Origin of the sequence: Metabacillus dongyingensis, assembly GCF_019933155.2 — a bacterium.
GTDB lineage: Bacteria > Bacillota > Bacilli > Bacillales > Bacillaceae > Bacillus_P > Bacillus_P dongyingensis.
In genome coordinates this window covers 4,405,611-4,430,170 of the sequence record NZ_CP082944.1, presented here as the reverse complement: position 1 = coordinate 4,430,170, position 24,560 = coordinate 4,405,611, and the positions used below count along the sequence as shown (strand labels likewise).

Genomic DNA, 24,560 nt, shown 5'->3' with positions numbered 1-24,560 from the left:
TTGTTTGGTAATGAAGCCTTTGGAAAGCATTCCCGAAGGCTTCTTTAAACATCTCTTTATTCGGATTGGCAGACGTTCTTGCATGGTAAGCTTAAATGTCCCATAAGGTTTATAAGGGGCATAGATTAATGGTGTTAAGGCTCTGAAATCCTAAGGAGCAAAGGCAAGGTGTAAATACTCAGATTATTCTTCTTTAAAAAGCTCTTCCAAAAACCGATTGCGATTTCTCCAAAAAATACTTTGTAATCTGATAATGATCCGTCTCGGTATAATCGATTTCAGCTATGCTTTCCGAATCAAAGCTTAATATATTCGCCCCGGGAAATCCCAGAAGGATAGGAGAATGTGTGGCAATAATAAATTGCGCTTCGCCGTCTTTTGTTAAGTCATGAATGATGCGGAGCAGGGTCAGCTGTCTTGATGGAGAAAGTGCGGCCTCTGGCTCATCCAATAAATAGACGGCTTTCTTGCCATTGCCGAAACGATTGAGAAAGAGGGATAAAAAAGATTCACCATGTGATTGATGATGAAGCGATTTACCGCCATATGGGCCAAAAACGTCACCTGACAATGGCTCTTCATTCAATTCTTCCAGATAGGATGCAAACTGATAAAAGGACTCAGCTCTTAGGAAAAAGCCATTTTTAATTTTAGGCATCCAGGCAAGCTTGATATACTTTCCTAAATCAGATTGAGAGCTTCTAGTTTCATAAAGATGATGGCTGCCGCCAGCGGTATTAAACCCGCACTGATAGGCAATGGCTTCCATCAAAGTCGATTTGCCGGATCCATTTTCGCCTACAAAAAAAGTAACAGGGCTTTTAATTTTAAGTTCATCCAAATGTGAAATGGCAGGAATGGAAAAAGGATACGTTTCAAACGAAGGAATCTCTTCTTTATTTAATTTGATTAATTTTAAAAACATGTTTATCACCTGCACTTAGTTTAGCAGGAATGCCGGATGAATGTCATTGGCTAAACGGAAATTTTGTAGAATGGATGACAGCACAAATGAATGTAATCCGAGGTTCTATCTGCAATAATTTCTTTATCGTAATCCATGGAAGCAACGTGATAGGAGTTAGTTAGACTGATGATTTTTTTCATAGATGATGAGACATTTTCAAAAAGGGTATCGGAGCTGTCCGGAGGGACGACATGGTCTTCTTCGGATTTAAAAACGAGCAGCGGACATGAGACTTCTGAAAGCTTTGGTTTTATAAATTTTATAAGATTAAGGAGATTATGAACGGCTGTAATTGGAACAGCTGAGTAAGTAATTTCTTCGATTCCTTCTGCTTTTATATCCGGTTTTCCTTCAGCAATGAACCTTGGCTCTGTCAGATCTTCGAAAGACTCATATCCAGGCACGCTTAAAGCAGCATTAATCGTAATCACACCGCTGATTTCTTTGTATTTGCCAGCTAAATGCAAAGCTAGGATGCCGCCCATAGACTGACCTGCAATAAATACTTTCCGGCAGATTTTTTTCAGCTTTAAATAAGCCTGTTCAATGTCTTTGATCCAATCCAGATAACAGCAGGCTTCAAGCTCGTGAGCATTTGTCCCGTGGCCTTTTAATCGCGGGGCAAGAACGGTGAAGCCTTTATCAGCAAGCAGTTTTCCCAGTTCTCCAACACTTTGAGGTGTTCCTACAAATCCATGGCAAAGCAGAATGCCAATCTCATTTCCTTTATAAAAAAAGCTTTCAGCACCGGGCAATACAGAGTAAATCGTTTCAGTCATTTGTGATTCCTCCAATTCATACAAATCATAAAATAAAAAACCCTCTCTTTCATTGGCTATAAAGAGAGGTTTTTTCTCTATCAACCAAAGCACAGCAGCTTTGCTGGTGGGAGCACCTTTCCGTTTGCCGGCGGTTGCTGTGAAGTCGCGGAGCCAGATCTCTCGTTCACTCTTGATAATTTATTTAATTCTGATTGGTTTAGTTGGTTTTAATGATCTTATCACGGCCGCCTTCTAACTGTCAATAAACTTTGAGGTTATGAAAGCAGAGAATCAGCGATTTGAGTACCCCATTCACACGCTTTTAAGGGGGGGAAATCCCCTGAAGTTTCTATCTTCACAAATGACAAAAATAGGAGTAGAATACTAATATTCCAATCAGATAGGTGGGATTTAAGTGAATACGATTCCTAAACCTCTTGTATTAACGAATCAATGGTTTATTGTGTTATCTGTCGCAGCCGCTTGGGTTTCAGGATCCGGCTGGTTTCTTCTTATACCTCTTATTCCAGGATTAATGGGGCTTCTTTTTAAATTTAACCCTATTATGAAGACGGCAAAGCTCTTTTTAAGAAAAAAGCCTTCGGAATACATTCCCGAGGATTTCGAACAGCAGCAGTTCAATCAGATGATTGCAGTCATCTGTCTTAGTCTTGGTTTTCTTGGTTATATGATGAACTGGATGACTCTGGCTTATATCTTTACCGCTATGGTCGCGCTAGCTGCATTCGTTGCCATATTAGGCTTTTGTGTTGGCTGCTTTATTCGTTTTCAGTGGCAGCAATACCGATACCGCAGGCTTTCAAAGTAGTCATATTTTTATAAAAAAAGTGTTGACTTTTTGAAAATACCAGCGTAAAGTAGGACTCACATCGAAAATATGAAACTTCTTATCACGAGAGGTGGAGGGATTTGGCCCTTTGAAACCTCGGCAGCAGACTCGGACTTTCCTGAGAACTGTGCCAACTCCAACAAGCGTGATTTCGCTTGAGAGATAAGAAGAGTGAACGGTCTTTTACCTTTGATCTTACCCTCTTCTTGGCTTTCAGGAAGAGGTTTTTTGTTTTTTAGCAAATTAAATAGATTTCTTATCCAGAGAAGCGGAGGGACTGGCCTGATGATGCTTCGGCAGCGGACTTTTATAAAAAAGTACTGTGCCAATTCCAGCAGGCAAAAAGCCTGGGAGATAAGAAGAGACCTAGTGATTCTTTATGAATTCATGCCCTCTTCTTGTCGGATAGAAGAGGGTTTTTTTATTTTCAATATCACGGGAGGAATACATATGATTCAATTTGAAGGTGTCACAAAGGTTTATAACAGCGGCGGAAATGAAGTGAGAGCCCTTAACGGCATTGATCTTCATGTGAAGCAGGGGGAGATTTGCGGTGTGATCGGATTCAGCGGAGCCGGTAAAAGCACACTGATCCGCACAGTGAATTTGTTAGAGCGTCCAAGCTCGGGAAAAATCATTGTTGATAATCTCGATTTAACGGCACTATCCCAAAAGGAAGTAAGACAAGTAAAACGCAAAATCGGCATGGTCTTCCAGCATTTCAATCTGCTGAATTCCAAAACGGTCTTCGCCAATGTTGCGATGCCGCTCCTTCTTGCAAAAGCCTCTCAAAAAGAAATCAAACAAAGAGTAACAGAATTATTGTCGTTTGTAGGGTTAGAGGACAAAGCAAATCAATATCCAGACCAGCTGTCAGGGGGTCAAAAACAGCGTGTCGGCATTGCAAGAGCACTGGCTACACAGCCCTCCATTCTATTGTGTGATGAAGCAACATCTGCACTTGATCCTCAAACAACCGGGTCCATTCTGAAGCTTTTGAAAAAAATCAATCAGGAATACAACATTACAATTTTAATGATCACCCATGAGATGTCAGTTATCAGGGAGGTTTGCGATAGGGTTGCAGTAATTGAGGGCGGAAAAATTATCGAGTCAGGCTCAGTTTTTGATGTATTCTCAAATCCTCAAACAAAAACAGCTTCGAACTTTGTCAGTTCTGTTCTGAATGATTCCATCCCTGAGTCTGTGCTGAAATTAGTGCAGGAGGAGAATGCACAGGGACAGATTTTCAAAATTAACTTTGTCGGCAAATCTTCGGGCCAGCCGCTGCTTTCTCAGATTGCTAAACGGTTTGATCTTGATATCAATGTTTTATTTGGAAACATCACAGAGCTTCAGGGCATCCCGTTTGGACATTTGATTGTCGAGCTGCAGGGAGCAAAAAGCGAAATTAAACGGGCGTTATTAGTAATGAATCAGGAAAATGTCACAGTTAAAGAGGTGGAAGTACATGCTAGTTAATTCACAGCAAATTATTGATGCACTGATCGAAACACTTGCAATGACCGGTTTTTCATTGCTTTTCTCAACCTTGATCGGACTGCCGCTTGGTGTGCTGCTGGTCATTACAAGAAAAGGGCACCTATGGGAAAATGCCATTATTTTTAATATCTTGAACGGTGTCGTCAATATCTTCCGTTCTGTACCCTTCATTATATTAATGGTTGCGATTGTTCCGCTAACCAGATTAATTGTAGGAACATCAATTGGGACTGCCGCTGCTGTAGTGCCGCTTGTCTTTTATGCAGGTCCATATATTGCGAGATTGATTGAGAACTCATTATTAGAAGTGGACCCGGGAGTCATAGAGGCAGCAGAAGCTATGGGAGCAACACCAACGCAAATCATCTTTAAATTCATCGTTCCAGAAGCATTAAGCTCACTTGTATTAAGTCTTACAATCGCAACGGTTGGTCTTGTCGGGGCATCAGCGATGGCTGGAGCTGTCGGCGGCGGCGGACTCGGGGATCTCGCCATTACATACGGCTACCAGCGCTTTGACACAGTTGTCATGATTATTACCGTTACAATCCTTGTTGTGCTCGTTCAGGGGCTTCAATCATCAGGAAACTTATTATCTAAAAAAATCAGAAGACGATAGGGAGAGAAACAAAATGAAAAAATTTATTATCCTAGCACTTATTCTAGTAGTAGGAGCTCTTGCTGCAGGCTGCGGAAATAAAACAGCAAACGGGAAAGAAGAAGTAAATGTCAAAATTGGCGTAAGCGGATCAGATAACCGCATTTGGGATTTCGTTGCAAAGAAAGCCGAAAAAGAAGGCATCAACATTGAGATTGTCACATTCTCAGATTACGTTCAGCCAAACCTGGCACTGGCAGAAGGTGAGCTTGATGCAAATGCATTCCAGACCATTTCTTATTTTAACGCATTTAAAAAAGAACACGATCTTGATCTATCACCAATCGGTACAACTGTGATTGCTCCACTTGGGCTTTATTCTGATAAATATAAATCTATTAAAGACATTCCCAAAGGCGGAAAGATTGCCGTTCCAAACGAAGCAACCAATATGGGCAGAGCTTTCCTTCTGCTTCAGGATGCAGGCTTGATTGAACTGCCAGAGGACTTTGATGGAAATGGTTCATTGGACAAAATTGTTTCAAATCCGAAAAACTTAGAAATTGTTCCTGTTGTTGCTGGCCAGACACCGCGTGTATTACCGGATGTAGCAGGATCGGTCATTAATAACGGCATTGCTGTAGATGCAGGCTTTAACCCAGTGAAAGACTCAATTTTCCATGAAGATGAAACGGCTACTCCATATATCAACATTATTGCAGCACGTACAGAAGATAAGGACCGCAAAGAACTGAAACGCATTGTTGAGCTTTACCAGGAAGAAGATACAGCTGAATTTATTGAAAAAGAATATGCCGGAAGTACGATTCCTACATTTGTACCTTTAAGCAAAATTGGAGAATAAAATCTAAGGAGGGGTAATCTTGAGTACAGTTGTTGAAACTCTGAAAGAAGCAGCGATTTTAAATATTGATACCAATAAGGAGAAGTATCTTCAAATCAGCCACTCCATTCATGAAAATCCTGAGATCGGCAATGAGGAGTTCTTTGCATCAAAGCTCCTCGCAGATCTTCTTCAATCAGAAGGCTTCAGCGTTGAACGCGGAGTTGCCGGACATGAAACAGCTTTTCTTGCCAGAAAGAAATCTGCATTAAAAAGCGGACCGGTTATCGCTTTTTTAGCTGAATACGACGCATTGCCAGGACTTGGCCATGCATGCGGCCACAACATTATTGGCACAACAAGCACGGCCGCGGCTATTGCACTGAGCAAAGTGATTGATGAAACCGGGGGAGAAGTTGTAGTCCTCGGAACACCGGCTGAAGAAGGAGGTCCTAACGGCAGTGCTAAAGGAAGCTTTGTCAAACATGGTCTGCTTGAAGGGATTGACGCTGCGTTAATGGTGCATCCGGCGAATGCAACGAGAATTACCGGAAATTCACTTGCTGTTGATCCTCTTGACTTTGAGTTCATCGGAAAACCTGCACATGCAGCAGCTGCTCCTCATCATGGCATTAATGCCTTAGATGCAGTCATTCAGCTTTTTAATGGCATTAATGCTTTGCGCCAGCATGTAACAGATGATGTGAAAATTCACGGAATCATTACACATGGCGGTGATGCGCCGAATATCGTGCCGGAATACGCAAAAGCCCGCTTTTATATCAGGGCAGATACACGGAAAAAATGCAGTGAAGCGACTGCACGCGTGAAAGCTATTGCGGAAGGTGCAGCACTTGCAACAGGGGCAAAGCTGAACGTCATCGCTTTTCAAAATGAAGTCGATAATCTGGTTTTAAACCGCACATTTGATGCTGTTTTTAAACAGGAGCTTGAAAGTCTTGGAGAGCATGTTGAGACTGGTGAACGCGACGGATTAGGTTCAACGGACGCCGGCAACATCAGCCAGGCAGTGCCAACGATCCATCCGTATATTAAAATCGGTCCGGATACTTTAATTGGACATACAGTTGAATTCAGGGAAGCAGCTAAATCTGAGCGTGGTGACAAAGCTCTGCTTCTGGGGGCAAAAGGTCTTGCTTTGACTGGATTAAGACTTTTGACAGATGAAGCTTTAATCAATGATATAAAGGAAGAGTTTCAGAATCGCAAGGAGTTAGAGAGCTAGAATGGAAAAGAACCCGTCAAAAAGATGGGTTCTATTTCTTGCTGGGCAGCAGTTTTCCAATGATGATCGATTCCCACATACTCCATGGAAGAATTCTTTTTAAAAATAGAGAAAAACGGACCCCTTTTCCAACCGTGTATCTCAGTTTAACACCAGTCTTTTTTTTACAAAGCTTTACAATGAGTGCAGCAACCTCACCTGGATTTCCAAGTTTTTCTCTTCCCCGTTCAAGCTCATCTTCTATTCCAATCATATATTCATAATACGGAGAACTTGCTTCCATTGAGACAGGTGAAACTCTTTTGCCTGTTGTCCAAATATTTGTAGAAAAAGACCCGGGCTCCACCAAAATAACATCAATGCCGAACGGCTTTACTTCAAGGCGAAGGCTTTCACTGAAGCCTTCAAGAGCATGCTTTGACGAAACATACGGCGACAGTCCCGGAAAACCGATCAATCCGCTTATGCTGCTCATATTGATAATCTTTCCGCTTCTCTGTGACCTCATAAAAGGCAGGACAGCCTGTGTAACGGCAATCACACCAAAAAAGTTCGTTTCAAATTGTTCTCTGTACTCATCAGCTGTAATTTCCTCGCCAAAGCCGCCAAATGCATATCCAGCGTTATTGATGAGAATGTCTATTTTGCTTGTTTCATTCAAAAAATGTTTAAGTGCCTGAATGGAGTCAGATGACGTGACATCAAGCACAAGCAGTGTCACATTTTCATCAAGGGCATCATCCTGTATGGACTTCATCAGTCCCGCTTTCTTTTCCAGATTTCTCATTGTGGCAATCACGTGATATCCGGCTTTTGCAAGTCCATGTGCTGCAAGCATGCCAAACCCGCTTGAAGCCCCGGTTATAAGCACTGTTTTTTTGGACATTAAATTCCTCCTTAAACAATAAGTAAAGCTGCATATGATATTTTTTCATTATATAGTGTCTTATCGTTTAGGAGTATTGTAATCCAAAGGAAAAATGAAAATTATAGACTAAATGGATACTTAAAAAGCGGAAGCTAAGAGTACAAGACTTTTTACATTCCTTTCATAACGTCCTGCGACAGCACAAGGTAACCGGCTCCTGCCAATCCGGATAAATTGCCCAGCGAAGGTATGTCAATGCGGGTGTAATCTTGGTAAACTTTCATTGCTCTTTTTTTAAACAGGGAGCGAATGCTGCTGATAAAGTGTTCTCCTTGTTCAGAAATACCGCCCCCAATCAATATAATCTCTGGATTAATAGAATGAGCAATATTGACAAGGCCGGTTACAACGTATTCTAAATATTGCTCATAAACAGAAACAGCAATGGAATCTCTTTTTCTAACCAATTCCATAATGGTTTCCCCAGAAATCTTGTTTGGATAAGGGGCAATGTTGGCAGCATGACAGTATTGACTGATAAAAGCAGAGGTTGAAGCATACCTTTCGTAACAGCCCTTCATTCCGCAAGGACATGGTTCACCGTTAATGGAAATGATCATATGTCCAAATTCTCCTGCTAAACCGTGTTCTCCTTCAACCAGTTTTCCATTGGCAATAATTCCGCTTCCAATGCCTGTCCCAAGGGTAATCATGACGATATGATCTGACTTTTTTGCAATCCCTTTCCATCTCTCTCCAAGGCAGGCAGCTCTAACATCATTTTCAAGAAGAACGGAAAGATCTGTAGCATTCTCCACCTCTCTGACAATCTCAAATCCACTGTAGTCTGGAATATTTGCTGAAACTAGTATTCTGCCATTTTTTTTATCAACAATCCCACAGGAAGAAATTCCGATTCCTTCTATTAAATGAGTTTCCTTAGATTTATTTGCAATAGACTGAATAAGCAGCACAATTTCACTTCGTATGTTCGCTTTAGGGGTTGGGGTCTTGCCGAAATCATAAACCTTTCCTTCTTCATCAATAACGGCATGTTTTATAAAAGTTCCCCCGACATCAAAACAAATCGCCTTTCTCATAATCTAGTCCTTTCTCCGGGAAGATCTGTTCAACTTGTATTTTTTGATAAAGCTCCATGACAGTTGATTCTTTGATAAATCCAGTCTTTTCTTCGGCAGCATTGGCAGTTCCGCATGCACATGCAAACCGAAGGAGGTCTCCCGGATGCAAATGAAGCTGCATTCCAAAGGCAGCACCTGCCAGCATGCTATCGCCGGATCCTACTGGATTTTTAATCTCGATGGAAGGGAGGACGGCCTTCCAGACTCCTTTCTCAGATGCCAGAATGGCACCGTCGGAACCTAAAGATACTAACGTGTAACAGACACCTTTTTCGCATAATGATAGGGCCCCTTTAATTGCTTCCTCCACCGATAATTGCTTTCTCTTTAATAATTGCGAAAGCTCCTGCAAGTTCGGTTTAATTAAAAAGGGAGAGGCTTCAATTCCGTACTTAAGGCTTTCTCCGCTTGAATCAAGGAGCATACGCTTTTTCTCTAGCTTGATTATCTCACCAAGTGTTCGGTAAAAATCAGCTGGAACCCCTTTAGGAAGGCTTCCTGAAAGGATAATTAAGGAAGCCTCTTTCACTTTTGCCCTGAAAAGATCAATAAAATTTTTCATTTCACTCTCGGAAATCTCTGGACCAGCCTCTAAAACTTCTGTCTGACTGCAGCTGGAAAGAATAGCAATACAAGTTCTTGTTTCTTCTTTAATCTCCTGAAAATGATAGGGGATTGAGCTGCAGTCCAATTCAGACTGAATCCACTCACCTTGCTTACCGCCTGAAAATCCTGTTATGAATAACGGTTTATATCCAAGCAGAGAGAGGACCCTTGCAGCATTCAGCCCTTTTCCGCCTGCAGTTTTTTCTTTCAATACTGGACGATTAATGTTTCCGGGCTGGAATTCTGGCACTGAGTAGCGAATATCAACAGCGGGGTTTAAGGATACAACTAAAATCATAATTGTCCTAAACCCGGTTATAACTGCCGCACATTTTAATTTTGTTTTCGACAACCTGCTTTAAGGCATTAATGCCATCTGAAAAATATTCCCGTGGATCATTTGCATTGGGATGCTTTTGGAGATAATCTTTGAGTCCGCTTGAATAAGCAATTTTCAGTTCAGTAGCAATATTGACCTTGCATATTCCCATTTCTATGGTCCTTTGTACCGTTTCACTTGAAAGACCGGAGGCACCATGAAGAACCAAAGGAATATGTATCTCTTTTCTTATCTCCCTTAGTCTATCGAAATCAAGTTTTGGATTGCCTTTGTATAAGCCATGAGCTGTTCCGATGGCTACGGCTAATGAGTCTATGCCTGTTCTTTCAACGAATTCTCTAGCTTGAAGCGGATTCGTATAGATGCCGTCATTTTCATCAACATGCAGATCATCTTCCATACCCGTTAATCTTCCAAGCTCAGCTTCGACTGATGCACCAAAGCGGGAGGCGAATTTCACAACATCTCTTACAGTTTCTACGTTTTCTTCAAACGGCTTATGGGAGGCGTCGATCATGACAGATCTTGCACCCAATTCAATTAATCTCTCAATATCTCTCAAGTCTTCGTGATGATCAAGATGAAGAGAGACAGGAATATCATGTTTTCGATTAGCTGTCTCTGCAATTTGCAGCAAGTAGTCTGCACCCATGTATCGTATTGTGCCTGGGGTGGCTGCCAGCATAACAGGAGATCTTAACTCATCTGCCTTTTCCACGACAGCTTTTATTGTTTCAAGGTTATGAATATTAAAAGCTGGTACAGCGTATCCCTTTTCTTGAGCGTCTTTTAATAGTGATTCAGTAGAAATGAGCATCTTTCTGCCTCCTGACATCTATCTTACTATTTCGAAAATTTATGGTGAGGGTAAATGCGGACCCCCTTGACAACACGGTTAACTTTTCCATCAAGACTTGGATTATCGGGTTTCAGTCCTACAGATATGGATTTGTATAACGCAAGGATTTGAGCAATTATGATGTATGGAAAGGATAATATAATATCTTCTTCTTGATTTTCGACATGTGTTATAAGAAAGTGATCACAATAGGAGCGTGCTGCATCATCCTCCTGTGAAGATATGACAATGACCGTCCCCTTCTTTGGATCTAAGAAAAGTTCTTTTAAAATATCTAAATCATAGTTTCTTGTATAAGAATTAGATGAAAGAAAAAGAATGACAGCTGAATTCTCATCGTAAAAGGTTTTTGGACCGTGTCTGAATCCAAGGGAAGTATCATACATGCAAGGGATGGTCCCGCCTGTAAGCTCCAAAAATTTAAGCGAAGCTTCACATGCCAAACCTTTGAACACTCCTGATCCAAGATAGATAAGCTTTTTGAAAGGCTGCTCTGTTATAGCTTTTAATGAATTTTTATGCTGCTGCAAAACATGAGCGGCAGACACACTAAGAGCTTCGATTGTTTTTTCGGTATAGCGGCCGAAGTAATGCTGAAAAAGAAGAAGACAGGAGAGCATCATCGTTGTAAAACTGCTGGTCATCGCGAACCCCTTGTCATTTGCCTCCTCAGGCATCAATAAAATATAGCTCCTGGAATGGCTGCCTTCCTGATTAGCTAATTCTCCATTTTTATTGCATGTGATAATAATATGGTAAGCATTTTGAACAAGCTGGTTAACCAGCTGTACAGCGGCATAACTTTCGGGACTATCCCCCGACCGGGCAAATGAAATCAATAAAACCGGAAAATCTCTTTCTAAATGATAATATGGATTCGATACGATATCCGTGGTAGGAATACTTTCTAAATCAAATTTTGAGTCTTGTGAAATCATTTTAAGATAAGGCAGGAGTGTATCTCCTATAAAAGCAGAAGTTCCAGCTCCGGTAAAAATGATTTTGATTCGATCATGTCTGCTTTGAATGTTATCCAAAAACAAAGTGATTTGATCAATTTGCTGTTGGATTATTTCAGCTGCTTCTGCCCATAATTTGGGCTGCTGAATAATTTCTTTCGATGTATATAGGGCGCCTGCACTTGCAAGTTCTTCTTTTGAGCTTAATAAATTCATTGCTATCATCCTCTTATAAAGATGTTTTTGTTTATAGAGCTGAGCTTCAATTTTACTGCTTTTGGATTATTTGTTTTGTTATTGTTTTTTGCTGGCCAAAAATATCCGTAATTTTTAGTTCAGCGTTATATGTTTTCTTTTTATCTAATGTGGCTGTCAATATTTCTGAATTAGACCTTGTATCGATACTCGTCACTGATGCTGCTTGTGTATGATTTTCAGTTTCGACAATTGTGATTTCATATTCAAATTGCGGAGAACTGGATTCTTTCAGGTGCCAGTTTATATGCACTTTTTTATTTTTAGTTATGGCTTTAACAGAATCGATTTCGATATCATCAAGTTCTGGTTCTGCTGGCTGGCTGATCGTTAAAGTCGTCGGATTGGCAAGGTTGGGAATGGTTGTGCCGCCGGATTGATACCAAAAGTATTCATCGGTTGCACCTCCTGCCCAATTTGTATTCGAACTATTAGTTGACATTGTCTGCTTATCCCAGGAATTCCACGTTCCAGCAAGTGATCGATTGTAGCCGTTCTTTGTGCGTCCACCTCTTGCGTTCTCTGCAGTACCGGCCCAATCTTCTTGGAAAAGAGTGAATCGTCCGCCAAAATTCACATCTTTAACGGGATAGGCGACTTCTGTGATGAGGGTCCATTTATCAGAGCTGACATCTTTTACCCATTGCCCAAAATGAGTGCCATCCTGCATATCCCATCGCTTGACAACCATTCGATACCATTTTGATAGATCCCATTCATATGGTGTCATTACCTTTAATCCTGTTCCTTCTCCGCCAAAACGCTCAACTTTAGCATCAGGGTGAGAATATAAGGAAACAATGGGAGCTTGAACGGCCATTGGATCCCATAATGCAAAATGTACGGTCCGGTTGGCCCAAGCCCGCTCGTCCTGCTGCTGAAATCCTGCATATCCGCCGCCCTCTGCACCTTGATTCCAGTTTTGAGTGGCCCAATAGGTATAAGGCGCAGTAATAGTTGGTGACCAATCACTCATGACGATATCAGACTCAACACTCTTTAGAGGTCCTAAATAAACGTTATCAGCAGATGCTGCATGAGATAACGAGGGAGATGCTAACAGGGCTGATACTGTAAGCCCTATAGCCAAAAATGTTCCTTTCATTTCTTTTCCTCATTTCTGAAAGTGATTTTTTGATTCCGTTCAAAGGCTTTTAGAGCAAGCTTCATGATGAGGAAGACAGAGATGCTGATTGAAAAAAAAGGAAATAAACCAGGAACGATAAGAAGAATCATGTACAGTACGGATAACCCTAAAATCATTAAGATTGTATAAAGAGGATTGGACAGACCAATCAGAAAAGCTGCACTCAAAACGTTCCGAATAGGCAGTTCAAAATGTACATATATTGGAATCCAATAGAATAAGAGAATGACCCACATCATTCCAATCATGCACATAATCGAAAGAAGTATGAGATGCGGTATTCCATCGGTGATTTGAAGCAGCTGAAAGTTTAGCCAAAGAAGCAAAGTGATGAGGGTTAATAGAAAACCCATAGCATTCGATTTCACAAACTCTTTTTTCACAGCTCTCCAATACTCGCTGAATATGTTCATATCATGATCTTTGTAAAGAATCATTTTTCTAATAACTGTAAAGAGTCCTACAGTAGAAGGAAAGATTCCGAATACAATGAAGCCGCCTGCTGTAAATATAATCCACAGAAGATTTAAATAGGCTGCTAACATAATCTTTTCACAGAGCCTATAGCTTCCCAAAATAAGCATTCTTGCAGTCATCATTTCACCCAGTTTCTTTGAAGAAATTCAGGTAACCTATAAGGAAGTTCATAGGTTACCAAGTATGCCATTATTTCTTGTAATTCTTATAGCCGGATTCATAAATCTCCATGTAGCGGTCTAAGTTCATTTGTTTGAGGGTCTGAACATAATCCTCCCATTTCGATAATGATGTTTTTCCGGAGATAAAGCTTGCTGTCATTTCATCTACATATGTCGTTATATCAGTTGAAATGGTTGACAGCTCTTCTTGTTCTTCTGGGCTGAAGTTAAATGCAGGCCAAATGTCTTCTTGTTTAAGGGCGTAAGGTTCAGATTTCAGTGCATTTTCTTTTGTTGCAGGCTTACCTTCTGCTCCTTTAAAGTATTTTTCTTTAACAATTCCAGGGTAATACCCGCCCGGCCATGTAAGATATTCGCTCAATGCCTGATCCAAATTTAAGCCATCAGGGTTTTTTGTCATATTCTCAGTGTATTCAAACTCTCCATTTTTCTCTTCGTATGTCACACCTTCAAATCCCATAAAGAACATCTTTGTTCCTTCATCCCCGTAAAAGTGATCAATCCACCTAATCGTTGCTTCTGGATTTTTGTTCTTGTCCGTGATGACGAACATTCCGATATTTCCAAGCGGTGAACCCATTGATGTAAGCATTTGATCACCTTTAGGTCCTTTGAGCACAGGTGTTCCGACATAACCTTTTAACTGGTAAATCGTCTCAGGATCGAGTCCGTTGATGACACCGAAGGCTCCATCTGAAGCTTTGGCAGTAAATGCTTGTGGATCAGCTGTGAAAATCTCTTTATCTATTAATCCGTCTTTATAGAGTTTATGAAGGTACTCCAGCATTTCTTTATATTCATCTGACGCAGGAGTGAACCTGAGGTTATTGCTTCCAGGTGCTAAATCAATATATGCATTTGCAGATCCATGATTATTAAGACCGAAAGACCCTTTAATAAATCCGATAGCTTCTCCAATTCCATATGCCCCGGACCATGGAATTTCGTCAGCTTTTCCATTGCCATTAGGATCCTCTTCTTTAAAAGCTTTGAGAACTTTATGAAAGTCATCTAAATTTTGAGGCTCCTCCAGGCCTAATTTTTCCAGCCAATTCTTATTGATCCATGGTGTTCCCAAGTGCAGACCTTTAAATTCTGGATCATAGATAGTAGGAAACCCATAAATGCTTCCATCAGGCATAGTAATCCCTTTTGCAACCACAGGATTTTCTTCCATAATCTTTTTAAAATTAGGAGCATACTGATCAATTAAGTCGTTTAGTTTAAGCAATACACCCTGCTGCCCATATTTAATCAAATCTGCTTTTGGAAGTGCAGATGAGAATAGGACATCCGGATATTCACCGCTTGCAAGAAGAAGGTTTCTTTTTTCTTTTAAACTATCAACTTGTACCGTTTCCCAATCTATTTCAACATTGCTCATCTTTGCATATTCTTCCCATAACTTAAGTTTATTCCAGTCTTGAGAGGCAAAAAATTTCCCTGCAAATCCTGTTAATTCTATTTTCTCATCTGCGATCGGCATACCGGTCTTATTGACTTTGACAGCAGATTCGCTCTTTTCTTTAGAAGCTTCCTCATTCGTACAGCCGCTCAAAATGGAAAATGCAAGAACACCTGATAAAAATCCATATCTCCATTTATTGCTCTTCATTAACATAACCCCCTTTATTATCCTTTTATGGCTCCGATCATAAACCCTTTAACAAAGTATCTTTGCAGGAAAGGGTACAAGAGCATCATTGGTATATTTGATACAACCAGTACAGCATATTTTAGCCCTTCAACACTTAACTGCTGCTTTACAAATGATTCCGAAGTCGCTTTGACCATTTCATCCGTTTGACTCTGAATCAGAATTTCCCTCAAAATTAACTGGAGAGGGAAGAGCTCCCGGTCCTGCAAGTAAATCAAGGCGTTGAAGTAAGAATTCCAGTGGCCAACAGCATAAAATAACACCATTACTGCAATGACAGGCATAGATAATGGCAAAACGATCTTAATTAGAATCTGTATATTGCTGCAGCCGTCAATCATTGCCGACTCTTGCAGTTCAATCGGAATGGTGGTCTGGAAAAAAGTACGCATAATAATGATGTTCCAGATTGCTACTGCATTAGGAATAACCATTACCCAAAAAGTATCCAGCATTCCGAGTTCCTTAATTAATAGATAGGAAGGAATTAATCCTCCACTAAAAAACATAGTAAACACAAAGAATCCCATAATAAGGTTTCTGCCCATGAAGTCCTTTCTTGATAGGGGAAAGGCGGCCATTGTTGTCATCACGACGTTAATGGCAGTTCCAACCGCTGTATACTTTATCGTGTTCCAAAAACCGTTTAGGATATCTTCATTCATAAATACTTTTTTATAGGCATCGAAGTTAATATCCTTCGGAAGGAGCCACATTTCTCCTCTTAAGACATAGAGGGGATCACTCACCGATGCACTGAGGACAAAGTATAAAGGGTACAGCACAAGCAGTGTAATTATGGCAAGTAATAGATAGTTCACGATGTTGAAGACTTTATCTGATGAACTGTTTGTCATATCCCTCATCTCCTACCAAAGACTAGTTTCGTTGATCTTTTTAGCAAATGAGTTAACGACGATCAACATAATGAAATTAATAACGGAGTTAAATAATCCGACTGCTGCTGAAAAACTATATTGGGCATCTAAAATCCCGGCACGATATACAAATGTTGAAATAACGTCAGAAGTAGACATGTTCAGACTATTTTGCATTAAGAATACTTTTTCAAAGCCTACGGCCATAATAGAGCCGGCACTTAGGATAAACATAATAACGATTGTTGGAAATATGGTCGGAACATTAATATGCCAGATTCTCTGAATCCTAGTTGCTCCATCTATGATGGCTGCTTCATGAAGCTGATAATCTATAGAGGCTAAAGCAGCAAGATAGATGATCGAACTCCAGCCCATCGTTTGCCAGACATCAGAAAAAACATAAAGCGATTTAAATAAGCTAGGCTCAGTAATAAAATAAATAGGTTCACCGCCAAATAAGATAATGATTTGATTGACCAGCCCATCAGGCTTCAGGAACAACAGCAGCATTCCGACTACGACAACGGTTGACAGAAAATGAGGAGCATAAATGACAGTTTGGACGAAGCGTTTGTACTTTTCATGCTTTACCTCGTTAAGCATGAGCGCAATAATAATTGGAATAGGGAAAGATAATGCTAACGTATATAAACCGATTCCAAGTGTATTTTTAATTAAGCGCCAAAAATAATAGCTATCAAAAAATCGTTCAAAATGTTTAAGGCCAACCCATGGACTTCCTGATATTCCGTTTACAGGGAAAAAGTCTTTGAATGCAATTTGTACTCCATACATTGGAATGTAGTGAAAGATAATAAAATAAAGTATGACAGGTGAAATCAGCAAATACAGATCCCAGTTTTTCCTGAAGGATATTCGAAATGCAGATAATTTTGTATGTGAGGTCTTAGAGGCTGTACGTGTGTTTGTGTATTTTTCAGGTTTATGTTCAATTTTCAAAAATACCATCCCTTTCAGCTATACTGATGTTTAAAATGCTTTCGGAATAGTTGTGGGGATTGGTTTAATCTTTACAATGTGTCCGCCCGAACGGATCGATTCAGTTGCTGCACATCCGACAGCTACACTCATTCGGCCAGCAAGAGGTGTTGTTAAAGGCTGCTTGCCTTTAAGCACTAAATCTACAAAATCTCTGCATATATTTGGATCGGCTCCGCCATGACTGCCCTCTGCTTTTTTTATTTCATAGGTAGTATCAGAGAATTCTCTCCATGAGTTTGAACGACGCGACTTTACATATATTTTTCCTTCCAGCTCTGAATTTTCGATTCGGCCTTCCGTGCCAATGAATGTGTAATTCCGCTGATAATCAGGGGTGAAATGACATTGCAGGTAAGAAGCCTTAATGCCACCCTCTAACTCCATTATGACCACATTATTATCTTCAACATTTACCTCTTCTCTGAAAGCGCATTCAATTAGTGTGTGGGGACTGGCTTCAGTACATGTATCCCGTTCATTGCACGATGGGCAAGTTAAATCATTTGGCTTGTCCCCGCCATAAAAATCCAAGCCTCCAAATGCTGATACTTTTTGTGTGTAACTTCCGGTAATCCAATGAATGATATCAATATCATGCGAACCTTTTTGTAAAAGAAGAGATGTCGTATTCTTAGATTTTGCATGCCAATCATGGAAATAGAAGTAGCCGCCATATCCTACAAAATGCCGGACCCATACAGCTTTTATTTTTCCGATGACACCGGAATCAACAATTCCTTTCATCGTTCTGTACATATTCATATATCTCATGTTAAAACCAACCATTAAATGCTTGCCTGATTTCTCTGCAGCTTCTATAATCCGGTCACAGCCTTCCACTGTTATAGCTAAAGGTTTTTCACAATACACATGCTTTCCAGCCTGAAGGGAAGCGATTGCGTGTTCCTCGTGCAAATAATCAGGTGACGTCACGGCAATAGCATCAATATCATCTCTTTGCAGCAATTCTTTGTAATCTTGCGTAATAAACGCTTCGGAATTTATCTTTTCCTGAAATTCTTTTAATTTTGAATAAGAAATATCTGCTGCGGCGACTACGATTGAATCACCATCTGGCTTGTGCCAGTATTTTGCAATCCCGCTTCTTAATCCTGCTCCAATTAAAGCAATTCTTACTTGTTTCATTTCCTAATGTCTCCTCTCGAAATATCAAATGAAAAAAACCTCCTTCAATGAAAACAGATCACCTCCTTAAATTGAATTTTCCCCAAATACGGAAAACGTTTTCCTGCTGTGCAAAATAAATGCTTCAATTTAACTCATAAAATTTTAAAGATGCTTCAAGTTAGATTTATTTTCCGATGATTCCCTGGCAATTAACTGATATGGCAGCAAAGTCACGACTGGGAGATCCATCCGTTCCTCTATTTGATTTAAAAGTACATTTACTGCAGCTTTTCCAATTTCATATTTTGGAATATGAATAGTTGATAAAGGGGGATTAGAATATAAAGACATTTCAATGTTATCAATCCCGATAAATGCAACATCCTCTGGGATCTGCAGTTTATTTTCATAAACAGCCCTCATCGCAGCGATGGCCATTGTGTCACTTGCACAAAACATGGCAGTTGGCTTAGAATCAAGGTTTAAAATTTTCTTCATGCCGCTATAACTTAATGAAGGAGTCCATTGGGCATTTACAATCCAATCTGATTCAAGTTCGAGTCCAAATTCATGCAGTGCTTTCACATAGCCTTTATATCTCTCTTCATCAGAAAGATTCACATAGTCAGCACCTGTTCCGCCTCCAATAAATCCGATCTTTTCATGACCTTGTTCAATTAAGTGCTTAATGGCTGCTCTGCATGCAGACTGTCTGTCATAGTCCACCAATGATACATCTAAGCGATCCGTGTGGGCAGTTTCTAAAGCGACGATGCAGGATATCTGATTTTTAATGAAAGACAAGACATTTTCCTCAAAGTTTCCGAAAAGGATTATGCCATCCAATGTATCAGAGTTGATAGTTCTGTAAAAATCAGTTTCCTCAATTTTTTTGTCGAATGAATCAATATAGATTAAGCTGTATTTATGTTCTGTAAGAGTCTTGCTTATTCCATTAAATATAGGTGAATAATACGGATCATATCTTTCTATTAGATGAGGATGCTGGACTAAACAGCCAATCTGCATTGTTTTTTTCTTTTCAGTTTTTTTCTGTGAGGCTAAGTTCCTGGCATTTTGGTTTGGCTTATATCCATAGTCTTTCACGGCATCCCAAACTTTTCTTTTCGTTTCAGGGTGAATATTTCTTGATAGATCGTTATTGATTACTCTGGAAACAGTTGAAATTGATACTCCAACATGCTCCGCAATTTCTTTTAATGTTGTCATAATATACTCCTTACATTTATCCAAACGCTTTCCTATAAATTAATAGTTTTCCGGAAAAAAGTCAATATTTTCTGAAAAATAAAACAAATATAGTTCTACAGTCTTATATTTATGTTACCCGAATTTTAATCTTAAATAAAAGATGGAATAGATCAATTCTGAAAAAACTGATTTTTTTCCATTTAAGTGAGAGAATTAAGATAAGTAACCGTCTAATTAAGTAAAGAGTTCAAACGGGGTGGATAAATGAACGAACACCACAGAGAAATTGAGCGGATGTTTAAGCTGTTCGGAGATGATCTTTATCACTTTTTGGTTTATTACAAAGGATCACACGATGTGGAGGATGATGTCCAGGAAGTTTTTTTCAGGGCTTTAAAAAGCCATTTTCACGGTGATTCCCATCCGAAAACATGGCTGATCAGCATTGCCAGAAGACTTGTCATTGATCAGCGCCGGAAGAAACGGCTTCTTTCTTGGCTGCCAAATCAAGAGCGGCAAAAAAGTCCGGATGATATTTTGATGGAACATGAAAATGTAAGGGAAGTCTACAGAGCAATAGATGAACTGAAAACAGAGTACAGAGATGTTGTCATGCTGAGAGTCATCTCTGAGCTTTCCGTGGAAGAAACCTCAGAAGTCCTGGGCTGGACAAGGGAAAAAGTCAGCCGCACTTACTACCGGGCATTGAAGAAACTAAATCAGAACAGGCAAGATGCTATTAAAGAAGGAGGGGCCAAACTTGAATCCTGAAAACCTTCAGTTTCCGAAAAAAACATTATCATCCGAACAGCGGGAGAAAATCAGCAAGGCTCTCTCCAAAAGGCGGTCAGGATTTTCCCTTGCCGTGATACACCGAGTATTTCAGCTTTCTGTAACAATGATCCTTTTAATCGGAGTCGGCATCTTTTCTCTCTTTTTTGTAAATGGTGAAAAAGGGGAAGATACACGGAATGGGCAATTAAACTACAGTATACAGCTTCCAGATGGAATCAAAACAGAAAGAAATGGAGATAGCCTGATTTTTAAACAAGGAGAAAAGACTGTAGGAGGGGCAGTCCCCAGTACACTTGAGGAAAAGCAAAGCCTTGAAAGCCGGCCGGGGATTTTTGAAAGAAAAGTAATAAACGAATTAAAGTATCCATCAGAAAGAATACTCGAGCATGTTAAAACAATGACTGCCACACAAACCTATCACTATTACGTTCAGACTGATGAAAAAGAATGGATAAGAGTGTACTTTCATACACCTTATATAACAGAGAAACAAGCTGAAGATGCTATGCGTACTTTTTCAGCTGAGTAAGCTTATATCTGGATGCTAAAAAGAGGGTGAACGTTTAATCGTTCACTCTCTTTGTCAAGAAGATATGCTATCCTTCTCAAGCTGCTTATGTTTTAAAAAATGATAAAGCTGCGGTGTTACAATTCCAATTAAAATCATGGCGATTCCGGCTGTCTGCAGGATTGTTACCTGCTCTTTTAAAATAAGAACCGAGCAGAGAATGGCCATTGGCAATTCTGCAGCTCCTAAAATCGTTGCAATGCCTGAACCGATCTTCGGCGTTCCGATTGAAAACAATACAACGGGTATGAATACGCCGAAAAAGCCCAGCAGCAAAGCGTAAATCCATAATCCTGACTGCATGGAGCCATTTGTCAGAAAATCAGGGGAAAAGACGATTAGTAAAAAGAGTGCAGCACCCAATGACATAAACAGACTTCGATTTAAAGACGGCAGCTCAATTGCTACTTTTCCGCTTGCAAAGATAAATAGTGAAAATGAAACAGCTGATAAAAGTCCCCAGATGATTCCGGGATCACTCAGGCTAAAAGCATCATGACCAAAAATGTTTCCCGCCAGAAATGTGCCTATTAAGAGAATGCCTCCAGCGAGTATTTTGTCAGGACCCGGCAGCTTTTTCACAGCTATTGCCTCAATGACGATTCCAATCCAGGTAAACTGAAATAAGAGGATAATCGCAATCGAGGCGGGAATCGTTTCAAGAGATTTTCCGTAAAAAATACCAGTCAGACTGGTAGTGGTTCCTGTAATCATTAAGATGAGCGCCTGCTTAAAAGAAACTTTTCTTCTTGAGAAAAGAGTCACACAGATGAGAAACATGATAAAGCCAAACAAGTATTGGCTTCCGATCACTTCGTTCACTGTAAATCCATGCATGTAGGCAATTTTAATAATGGTAGAAATAACCCCGTAACTGCATGCGCCGACCAAGACAAGGAATGAGTATTTAAATAATTGGCTCACAATGATAACTCCTTATGAAACAAGCTTCAATCCTACTGTAGCTGAGATGATCATACTAATAAAAAGGATTCTTTTCCAGCTGCTTGAATCTCCGTAAAATAAAATTCCCACAAGCGCGCTGCCCGCAGATCCAATTCCTGTCCAGACAGAATATGCCGTTCCAAGCGAAATGGTTTGAAGAGATTGATTTAATAGAAGAAAACTGATGGAAAAGCCTGCAATCATAATCAGCAAGGGAACAATTCCTTTTGAATCTTTCATTTTGTTGATTCCGATGACACCGACAACTTCAAATAGGCCTGCTGCTATCAGTAAAATCCAGTCCATTAGTGCACAGCCTCCTCTTTTTTATCATTAGACAATGTTTTTAAGCCGATAACTCCAGCGACTAATACGAGAATTAACAGTATTTTGATGAGCTGAAATGGCTCGTTAAAGAAGAGAATTTCCGAAATAACGGTTCCTGCAGCGCCAAGTCCTGTAAAGACTGCGTAAACGGTACTCACCGGCAGTCTTTTAGTCGCTCCGATCAGTAAATAAAAACTTACACATATCGTAATAATTGTAATAATCCATTCATACCAGCTGTCTGAGTATTTTAATCCAGCCACCCAGATAACTTCAATGAAACCGGCTAAGAAAACTTTTATCCAGTCACGATTCATGATGTTCTTCCTTTCTTTAATTATTGGATGGGACACAATTTTGCTTATTGCAGCAAGCGCAAATGCCAAACTCCTTGGTCAGAACGGATCCGCCAAAAAAAAGTCAAACCCGGACTTTTCCGCAGGATTCTTATCTGCCTTACGGAGCTGACCAAGGCTCTTCCGTGTTTCTATGTGTTATCCCGTTCCAGTAAACGCTAAAGCAGCCATCCAATCGCTTTTTAAATCTTTCAGCACCGCCATAGAGAATCTCAACCAGAACAGCATCAACAAGTCCCATATAGGCAATTACTGCATCTGATTGGTTTATTGTTATAGCTTTCTGGTCATTAAATATATCCGTCAGCAGCTCTTCAAAAGTATCCAGATAGGTGTACACTTTCTTCATCACTTCATCGTAAAGATGTGCTGGCGGCAAAAAGCTGATCCGCAGCATGAACTTTGTTTTATCATCCTTTTCATAGCGGTTGATATACTCTGACAAGTATTGATAGAGCGCTTCTTTTAATGATGCGGAATTTGAGAAAACAAAGTAGTTTTTAATATACTCAATTTCTTTTTCCTGCACCTCAGCCATGACAGTAAGAAACAGTTCATCCTTGCTTTTAAAATGAGTGTAAATAGATTGTTTCTTGATGCCGACTTCATTCGCTATTGCTGCTAAAGATGCACCTTCATATCCGTGTGCGGCAAAATTGCGTATCGCGGCTTCTTTTATTTGTTGAGATGTCATTTTTTCACCTTCCTGACGTTCGTCAGTTTTATTATAAATCCGGTGCTTCATAAAGTCAAATGAAAGAATATACGACTATTTCTATTTCTTTACATTGTCATGCTTGATTAGTAGCTGTTATGCTTGTATATGGACTGAATAGAGAATAATAATCTTAACTACTATACAGGAGATATTTTTTATGATAAAAGCACCTTTGATTCTTTTAGTATTCATCTTTTCTTTCGGATTATTTTCGTTTAAAACATACGCTGAAGAACTCTCTATAAAAGAACCCGATATTCAAAGTGAATCAGCTGTATTGATTGATGCGAAGTCAGGTCAGATTCTGTACTCAAAAGACAGTGATGCGATTATGTATCCAGCGAGTGTAACGAAGATGGCTACAGCTATTTATGCGATTGAAAAAGGAAATATGGAAGATATTGTGACGATAAGCAAAAATGCCAGAAGTGTTGATGGAACAAGGGTATACCTTGAAGAAGGAGAGCAGGTTCCCTTGAAAAAGCTCATCCAGGGATTGATGATTAATTCCGGGAATGATGCAGGTGTAGCAATTGCTGAACATATCAGCGGAGATACCGAGACCTTTTCTGAGGAAATGACAGCTTTTTTAAAGTCGAAGGTAGGACTTCTGCACACCAATTTTACTAACCCGCACGGTCTGTTTGATCCTGAACATGTAACGACCGCTGAAGACCTTGCAAAGTTAACTCAATACGCTTCACAAAATGAATTATTTAGAGAAATTTTTTCAACAGAAGAATTAAAGTGGGACGGGGAAACGTGGGATACTACGCTTCATAATCACCATAAGCTTCTTAAAGTAACGCCGTATGACGGGATGATCGGCGGGAAAAACGGCTATGTGAGCGAATCGGGGTTTACTTTATCCACTCTTGCTGAAAGAGAGAATATCAGCCTGATTGCGATTATCCTTAATGCTAAAACAGACCGGATTTCATATAAAGATACCGTGAAATTATTAGATTATGGCTTTAATCATTTTACATCAGAATTTATTGCAGAGGATACAGCCTTTGAAGATCAGAGCGGCCAGGAGTTTACACTGAGTGAACCGCTGTATTATGCCAAAAAATTAAATGAAAGCATCTCTGAAGATGTTGATTTAAATGGAATGCTTGCGGTTGAAGGCGAGGATGGCAGGAAAATTGCTTCCCATAAACTAAAACCTGTTATTGCTGATGCAGGCAATGTTGTGAAAGGAACTGTTTCAGATGTACAGCCATCGCTGGGTCAAAGCATCTTGCATGATCACTTGAAATTTATCGTCATGTCTTCATTTGCAATTGTTTTGCTTCTTGTTGGCTACTTCTTTAGGCAAGTAAGAAGATTATAAAAAAATCCTTTCTCCAACACAGGAGAAAGGA

At 40.0% G+C, this 24,560-nt stretch carries 26 protein-coding genes and 3 riboswitches; of the genes, 8 read left to right on the top strand and 18 right to left on the bottom strand.

The window, feature by feature from the left end:
- Window positions 1–193: 193 nt before the first annotated feature.
- Both K8L98_RS22005 and K8L98_RS22000 read right to left on the bottom strand, forming a co-directional pair.
- On the bottom strand, window positions 194–925 hold the full coding sequence (locus K8L98_RS22005) for an AAA family ATPase (RefSeq protein WP_420828804.1): 732 nt from the start codon (window positions 923–925) through the stop codon (window positions 194–196).
- A gap of 50 nt (window positions 926–975) precedes the next feature.
- The gene (locus tag K8L98_RS22000; RefSeq protein ID WP_223438099.1) at window positions 976–1,746 is read right to left on the bottom strand and encodes an alpha/beta hydrolase; all 771 of its coding nucleotides are present in this window, start codon (window positions 1,744–1,746) and stop codon (window positions 976–978) included.
- Between the two features lie 74 nt (window positions 1,747–1,820).
- A riboswitch (SAM riboswitch) is annotated at window positions 1,821–1,928 on the bottom strand.
- A 215-nt stretch (window positions 1,929–2,143) separates the two neighbouring features.
- Here K8L98_RS22000 and K8L98_RS21995 point away from each other — a divergent pair.
- The 5 genes from K8L98_RS21995 (at window position 2,144) to K8L98_RS21975 (ending at window position 6,769) form a co-directional block, all read left to right on the top strand.
- Entirely contained in the window at window positions 2,144–2,557 is a 414-nt protein-coding gene (locus tag K8L98_RS21995; RefSeq protein ID WP_223438098.1) for a DUF4395 domain-containing protein, read from the top strand.
- Between the two features lie 76 nt (window positions 2,558–2,633).
- Window positions 2,634–2,747, top strand: a riboswitch (SAM riboswitch).
- 84 nt (window positions 2,748–2,831) lie between these two features.
- Window positions 2,832–2,939: riboswitch (SAM riboswitch) on the top strand.
- An 89-nt stretch (window positions 2,940–3,028) separates the two neighbouring features.
- On the top strand, window positions 3,029–4,060 hold the full coding sequence (locus K8L98_RS21990; protein ID WP_223438097.1) for a methionine ABC transporter ATP-binding protein: 1,032 nt from the start codon (window positions 3,029–3,031) through the stop codon (window positions 4,058–4,060).
- Window positions 4,050–4,700: a methionine ABC transporter permease gene (locus K8L98_RS21985; RefSeq protein WP_223438096.1), complete on the top strand. Its 651-nt coding sequence runs from the start codon at window positions 4,050–4,052 to the stop codon at window positions 4,698–4,700. The genes K8L98_RS21990 and K8L98_RS21985 overlap by 11 nt, the downstream gene beginning before the upstream one ends.
- 13 nt (window positions 4,701–4,713) lie before the next feature.
- Window positions 4,714–5,544, top strand: coding sequence for a MetQ/NlpA family ABC transporter substrate-binding protein (locus K8L98_RS21980; protein ID WP_223438095.1), 831 nt, complete (start codon window positions 4,714–4,716; stop codon window positions 5,542–5,544).
- 19 nt (window positions 5,545–5,563) lie between these two features.
- Window positions 5,564–6,769, top strand: coding sequence for a M20 family metallopeptidase (locus K8L98_RS21975; protein ID WP_223438094.1), 1,206 nt, complete (start codon window positions 5,564–5,566; stop codon window positions 6,767–6,769).
- A 31-nt stretch (window positions 6,770–6,800) separates the two neighbouring features.
- On the opposite strand, the gene K8L98_RS21970 is transcribed toward K8L98_RS21975, so the two are convergent.
- The 12 genes from K8L98_RS21970 to K8L98_RS21915 all read right to left on the bottom strand — a co-directional run bounded on the left by K8L98_RS21970 (window position 6,801) and on the right by K8L98_RS21915 (window position 19,502).
- Window positions 6,801–7,655, bottom strand: coding sequence for an SDR family oxidoreductase (locus K8L98_RS21970; protein ID WP_223438093.1), 855 nt, complete (start codon window positions 7,653–7,655; stop codon window positions 6,801–6,803).
- Between the two features lie 152 nt (window positions 7,656–7,807).
- On the bottom strand, window positions 7,808–8,737 hold the full coding sequence (locus K8L98_RS21965; protein WP_223438092.1) for an ROK family protein: 930 nt from the start codon (window positions 8,735–8,737) through the stop codon (window positions 7,808–7,810).
- Complete coding sequence (locus K8L98_RS21960; RefSeq protein ID WP_223438091.1) at window positions 8,715–9,683, bottom strand: 1-phosphofructokinase family hexose kinase; 969 nt, start codon at window positions 9,681–9,683, stop codon at window positions 8,715–8,717. The genes K8L98_RS21965 and K8L98_RS21960 overlap by 23 nt, the downstream gene beginning before the upstream one ends.
- 7 nt (window positions 9,684–9,690) lie before the next feature.
- Window positions 9,691–10,542, bottom strand: a complete 852-nt coding sequence (locus K8L98_RS21955; RefSeq protein WP_223438090.1) for a tagatose bisphosphate family class II aldolase — start codon at window positions 10,540–10,542, stop codon at window positions 9,691–9,693.
- A gap of 26 nt (window positions 10,543–10,568) precedes the next feature.
- The gene (locus K8L98_RS21950) at window positions 10,569–11,759 is read right to left on the bottom strand and encodes an SIS domain-containing protein (RefSeq protein ID WP_223438089.1); all 1,191 of its coding nucleotides are present in this window, start codon (window positions 11,757–11,759) and stop codon (window positions 10,569–10,571) included.
- Window positions 11,760–11,811: 52 nt separating this feature from the next.
- Window positions 11,812–12,903 (bottom strand): DUF3472 domain-containing protein, encoded by a 1,092-nt coding sequence (locus K8L98_RS21945; RefSeq protein WP_223438088.1) that lies wholly within the window; start codon window positions 12,901–12,903, stop codon window positions 11,812–11,814.
- A complete protein-coding gene (locus K8L98_RS21940) occupies window positions 12,900–13,541 on the bottom strand; it encodes a YesL family protein (RefSeq protein WP_223438087.1) in 642 nt (213 codons plus the stop codon). The genes K8L98_RS21945 and K8L98_RS21940 overlap by 4 nt, the downstream gene beginning before the upstream one ends.
- A 70-nt stretch (window positions 13,542–13,611) precedes the next feature.
- A complete protein-coding gene (locus K8L98_RS21935) occupies window positions 13,612–15,219 on the bottom strand; it encodes an extracellular solute-binding protein (protein ID WP_223438086.1) in 1,608 nt (535 codons plus the stop codon).
- 17 nt (window positions 15,220–15,236) lie between these two features.
- Entirely contained in the window at window positions 15,237–16,118 is an 882-nt protein-coding gene (locus tag K8L98_RS21930; RefSeq protein ID WP_223438085.1) for a carbohydrate ABC transporter permease, read from the bottom strand.
- A 12-nt stretch (window positions 16,119–16,130) separates the two neighbouring features.
- Window positions 16,131–17,102: an ABC transporter permease gene (locus tag K8L98_RS21925; RefSeq protein WP_223438084.1), complete on the bottom strand. Its 972-nt coding sequence runs from the start codon at window positions 17,100–17,102 to the stop codon at window positions 16,131–16,133.
- 30 nt (window positions 17,103–17,132) lie between these two features.
- The gene (locus K8L98_RS21920) at window positions 17,133–18,290 is read right to left on the bottom strand and encodes a Gfo/Idh/MocA family protein (protein ID WP_223438083.1); all 1,158 of its coding nucleotides are present in this window, start codon (window positions 18,288–18,290) and stop codon (window positions 17,133–17,135) included.
- A gap of 144 nt (window positions 18,291–18,434) precedes the next feature.
- Window positions 18,435–19,502 carry a LacI family DNA-binding transcriptional regulator gene (locus K8L98_RS21915; RefSeq protein ID WP_223438082.1) on the bottom strand — a complete coding sequence of 356 codons (1,068 nt, stop codon included), beginning with the start codon at window positions 19,500–19,502 and terminating at the stop codon, window positions 18,435–18,437.
- Window positions 19,503–19,748: 246 nt separating this feature from the next.
- Here K8L98_RS21915 and K8L98_RS21910 point away from each other — a divergent pair, with 246 nt between their 5' ends.
- Together K8L98_RS21910 and K8L98_RS21905 are read left to right on the top strand one after the other, a co-directional pair.
- Window positions 19,749–20,255: an RNA polymerase sigma factor gene (locus K8L98_RS21910; RefSeq protein WP_223438081.1), complete on the top strand. Its 507-nt coding sequence runs from the start codon at window positions 19,749–19,751 to the stop codon at window positions 20,253–20,255.
- Window positions 20,245–20,808 carry a hypothetical protein gene (locus K8L98_RS21905; RefSeq protein WP_223438080.1) on the top strand — a complete coding sequence of 188 codons (564 nt, stop codon included), beginning with the start codon at window positions 20,245–20,247 and terminating at the stop codon, window positions 20,806–20,808. The genes K8L98_RS21910 and K8L98_RS21905 overlap by 11 nt, the downstream gene beginning before the upstream one ends.
- Before the next feature lie 54 nt (window positions 20,809–20,862).
- Here the strand turns inward: K8L98_RS21905 and K8L98_RS21900 are convergent, their stop codons facing one another.
- From K8L98_RS21900 to K8L98_RS21885, 4 genes are all read right to left on the bottom strand, one after another.
- On the bottom strand, window positions 20,863–21,771 hold the full coding sequence (locus K8L98_RS21900) for an EamA family transporter (RefSeq protein WP_223438079.1): 909 nt from the start codon (window positions 21,769–21,771) through the stop codon (window positions 20,863–20,865).
- Between the two features lie 12 nt (window positions 21,772–21,783).
- The gene (locus tag K8L98_RS21895) at window positions 21,784–22,098 is read right to left on the bottom strand and encodes a DMT family transporter (protein ID WP_223438078.1); all 315 of its coding nucleotides are present in this window, start codon (window positions 22,096–22,098) and stop codon (window positions 21,784–21,786) included.
- Window positions 22,098–22,436, bottom strand: a complete 339-nt coding sequence (locus tag K8L98_RS21890) for a DMT family transporter (protein ID WP_223438077.1) — start codon at window positions 22,434–22,436, stop codon at window positions 22,098–22,100. Before K8L98_RS21890 ends, K8L98_RS21895 begins: the two co-directional genes overlap by 1 nt.
- 139 nt (window positions 22,437–22,575) lie before the next feature.
- Window positions 22,576–23,169, bottom strand: a complete 594-nt coding sequence (locus K8L98_RS21885) for a TetR/AcrR family transcriptional regulator (protein ID WP_223438076.1) — start codon at window positions 23,167–23,169, stop codon at window positions 22,576–22,578.
- Between the two features lie 181 nt (window positions 23,170–23,350).
- Between K8L98_RS21885 and K8L98_RS21880 the strand changes: the two genes are divergently transcribed.
- Window positions 23,351–24,529 (top strand): D-alanyl-D-alanine carboxypeptidase family protein, encoded by a 1,179-nt coding sequence (locus K8L98_RS21880; protein ID WP_223438075.1) that lies wholly within the window; start codon window positions 23,351–23,353, stop codon window positions 24,527–24,529.
- Window positions 24,530–24,560 lie beyond the last annotated feature (31 nt).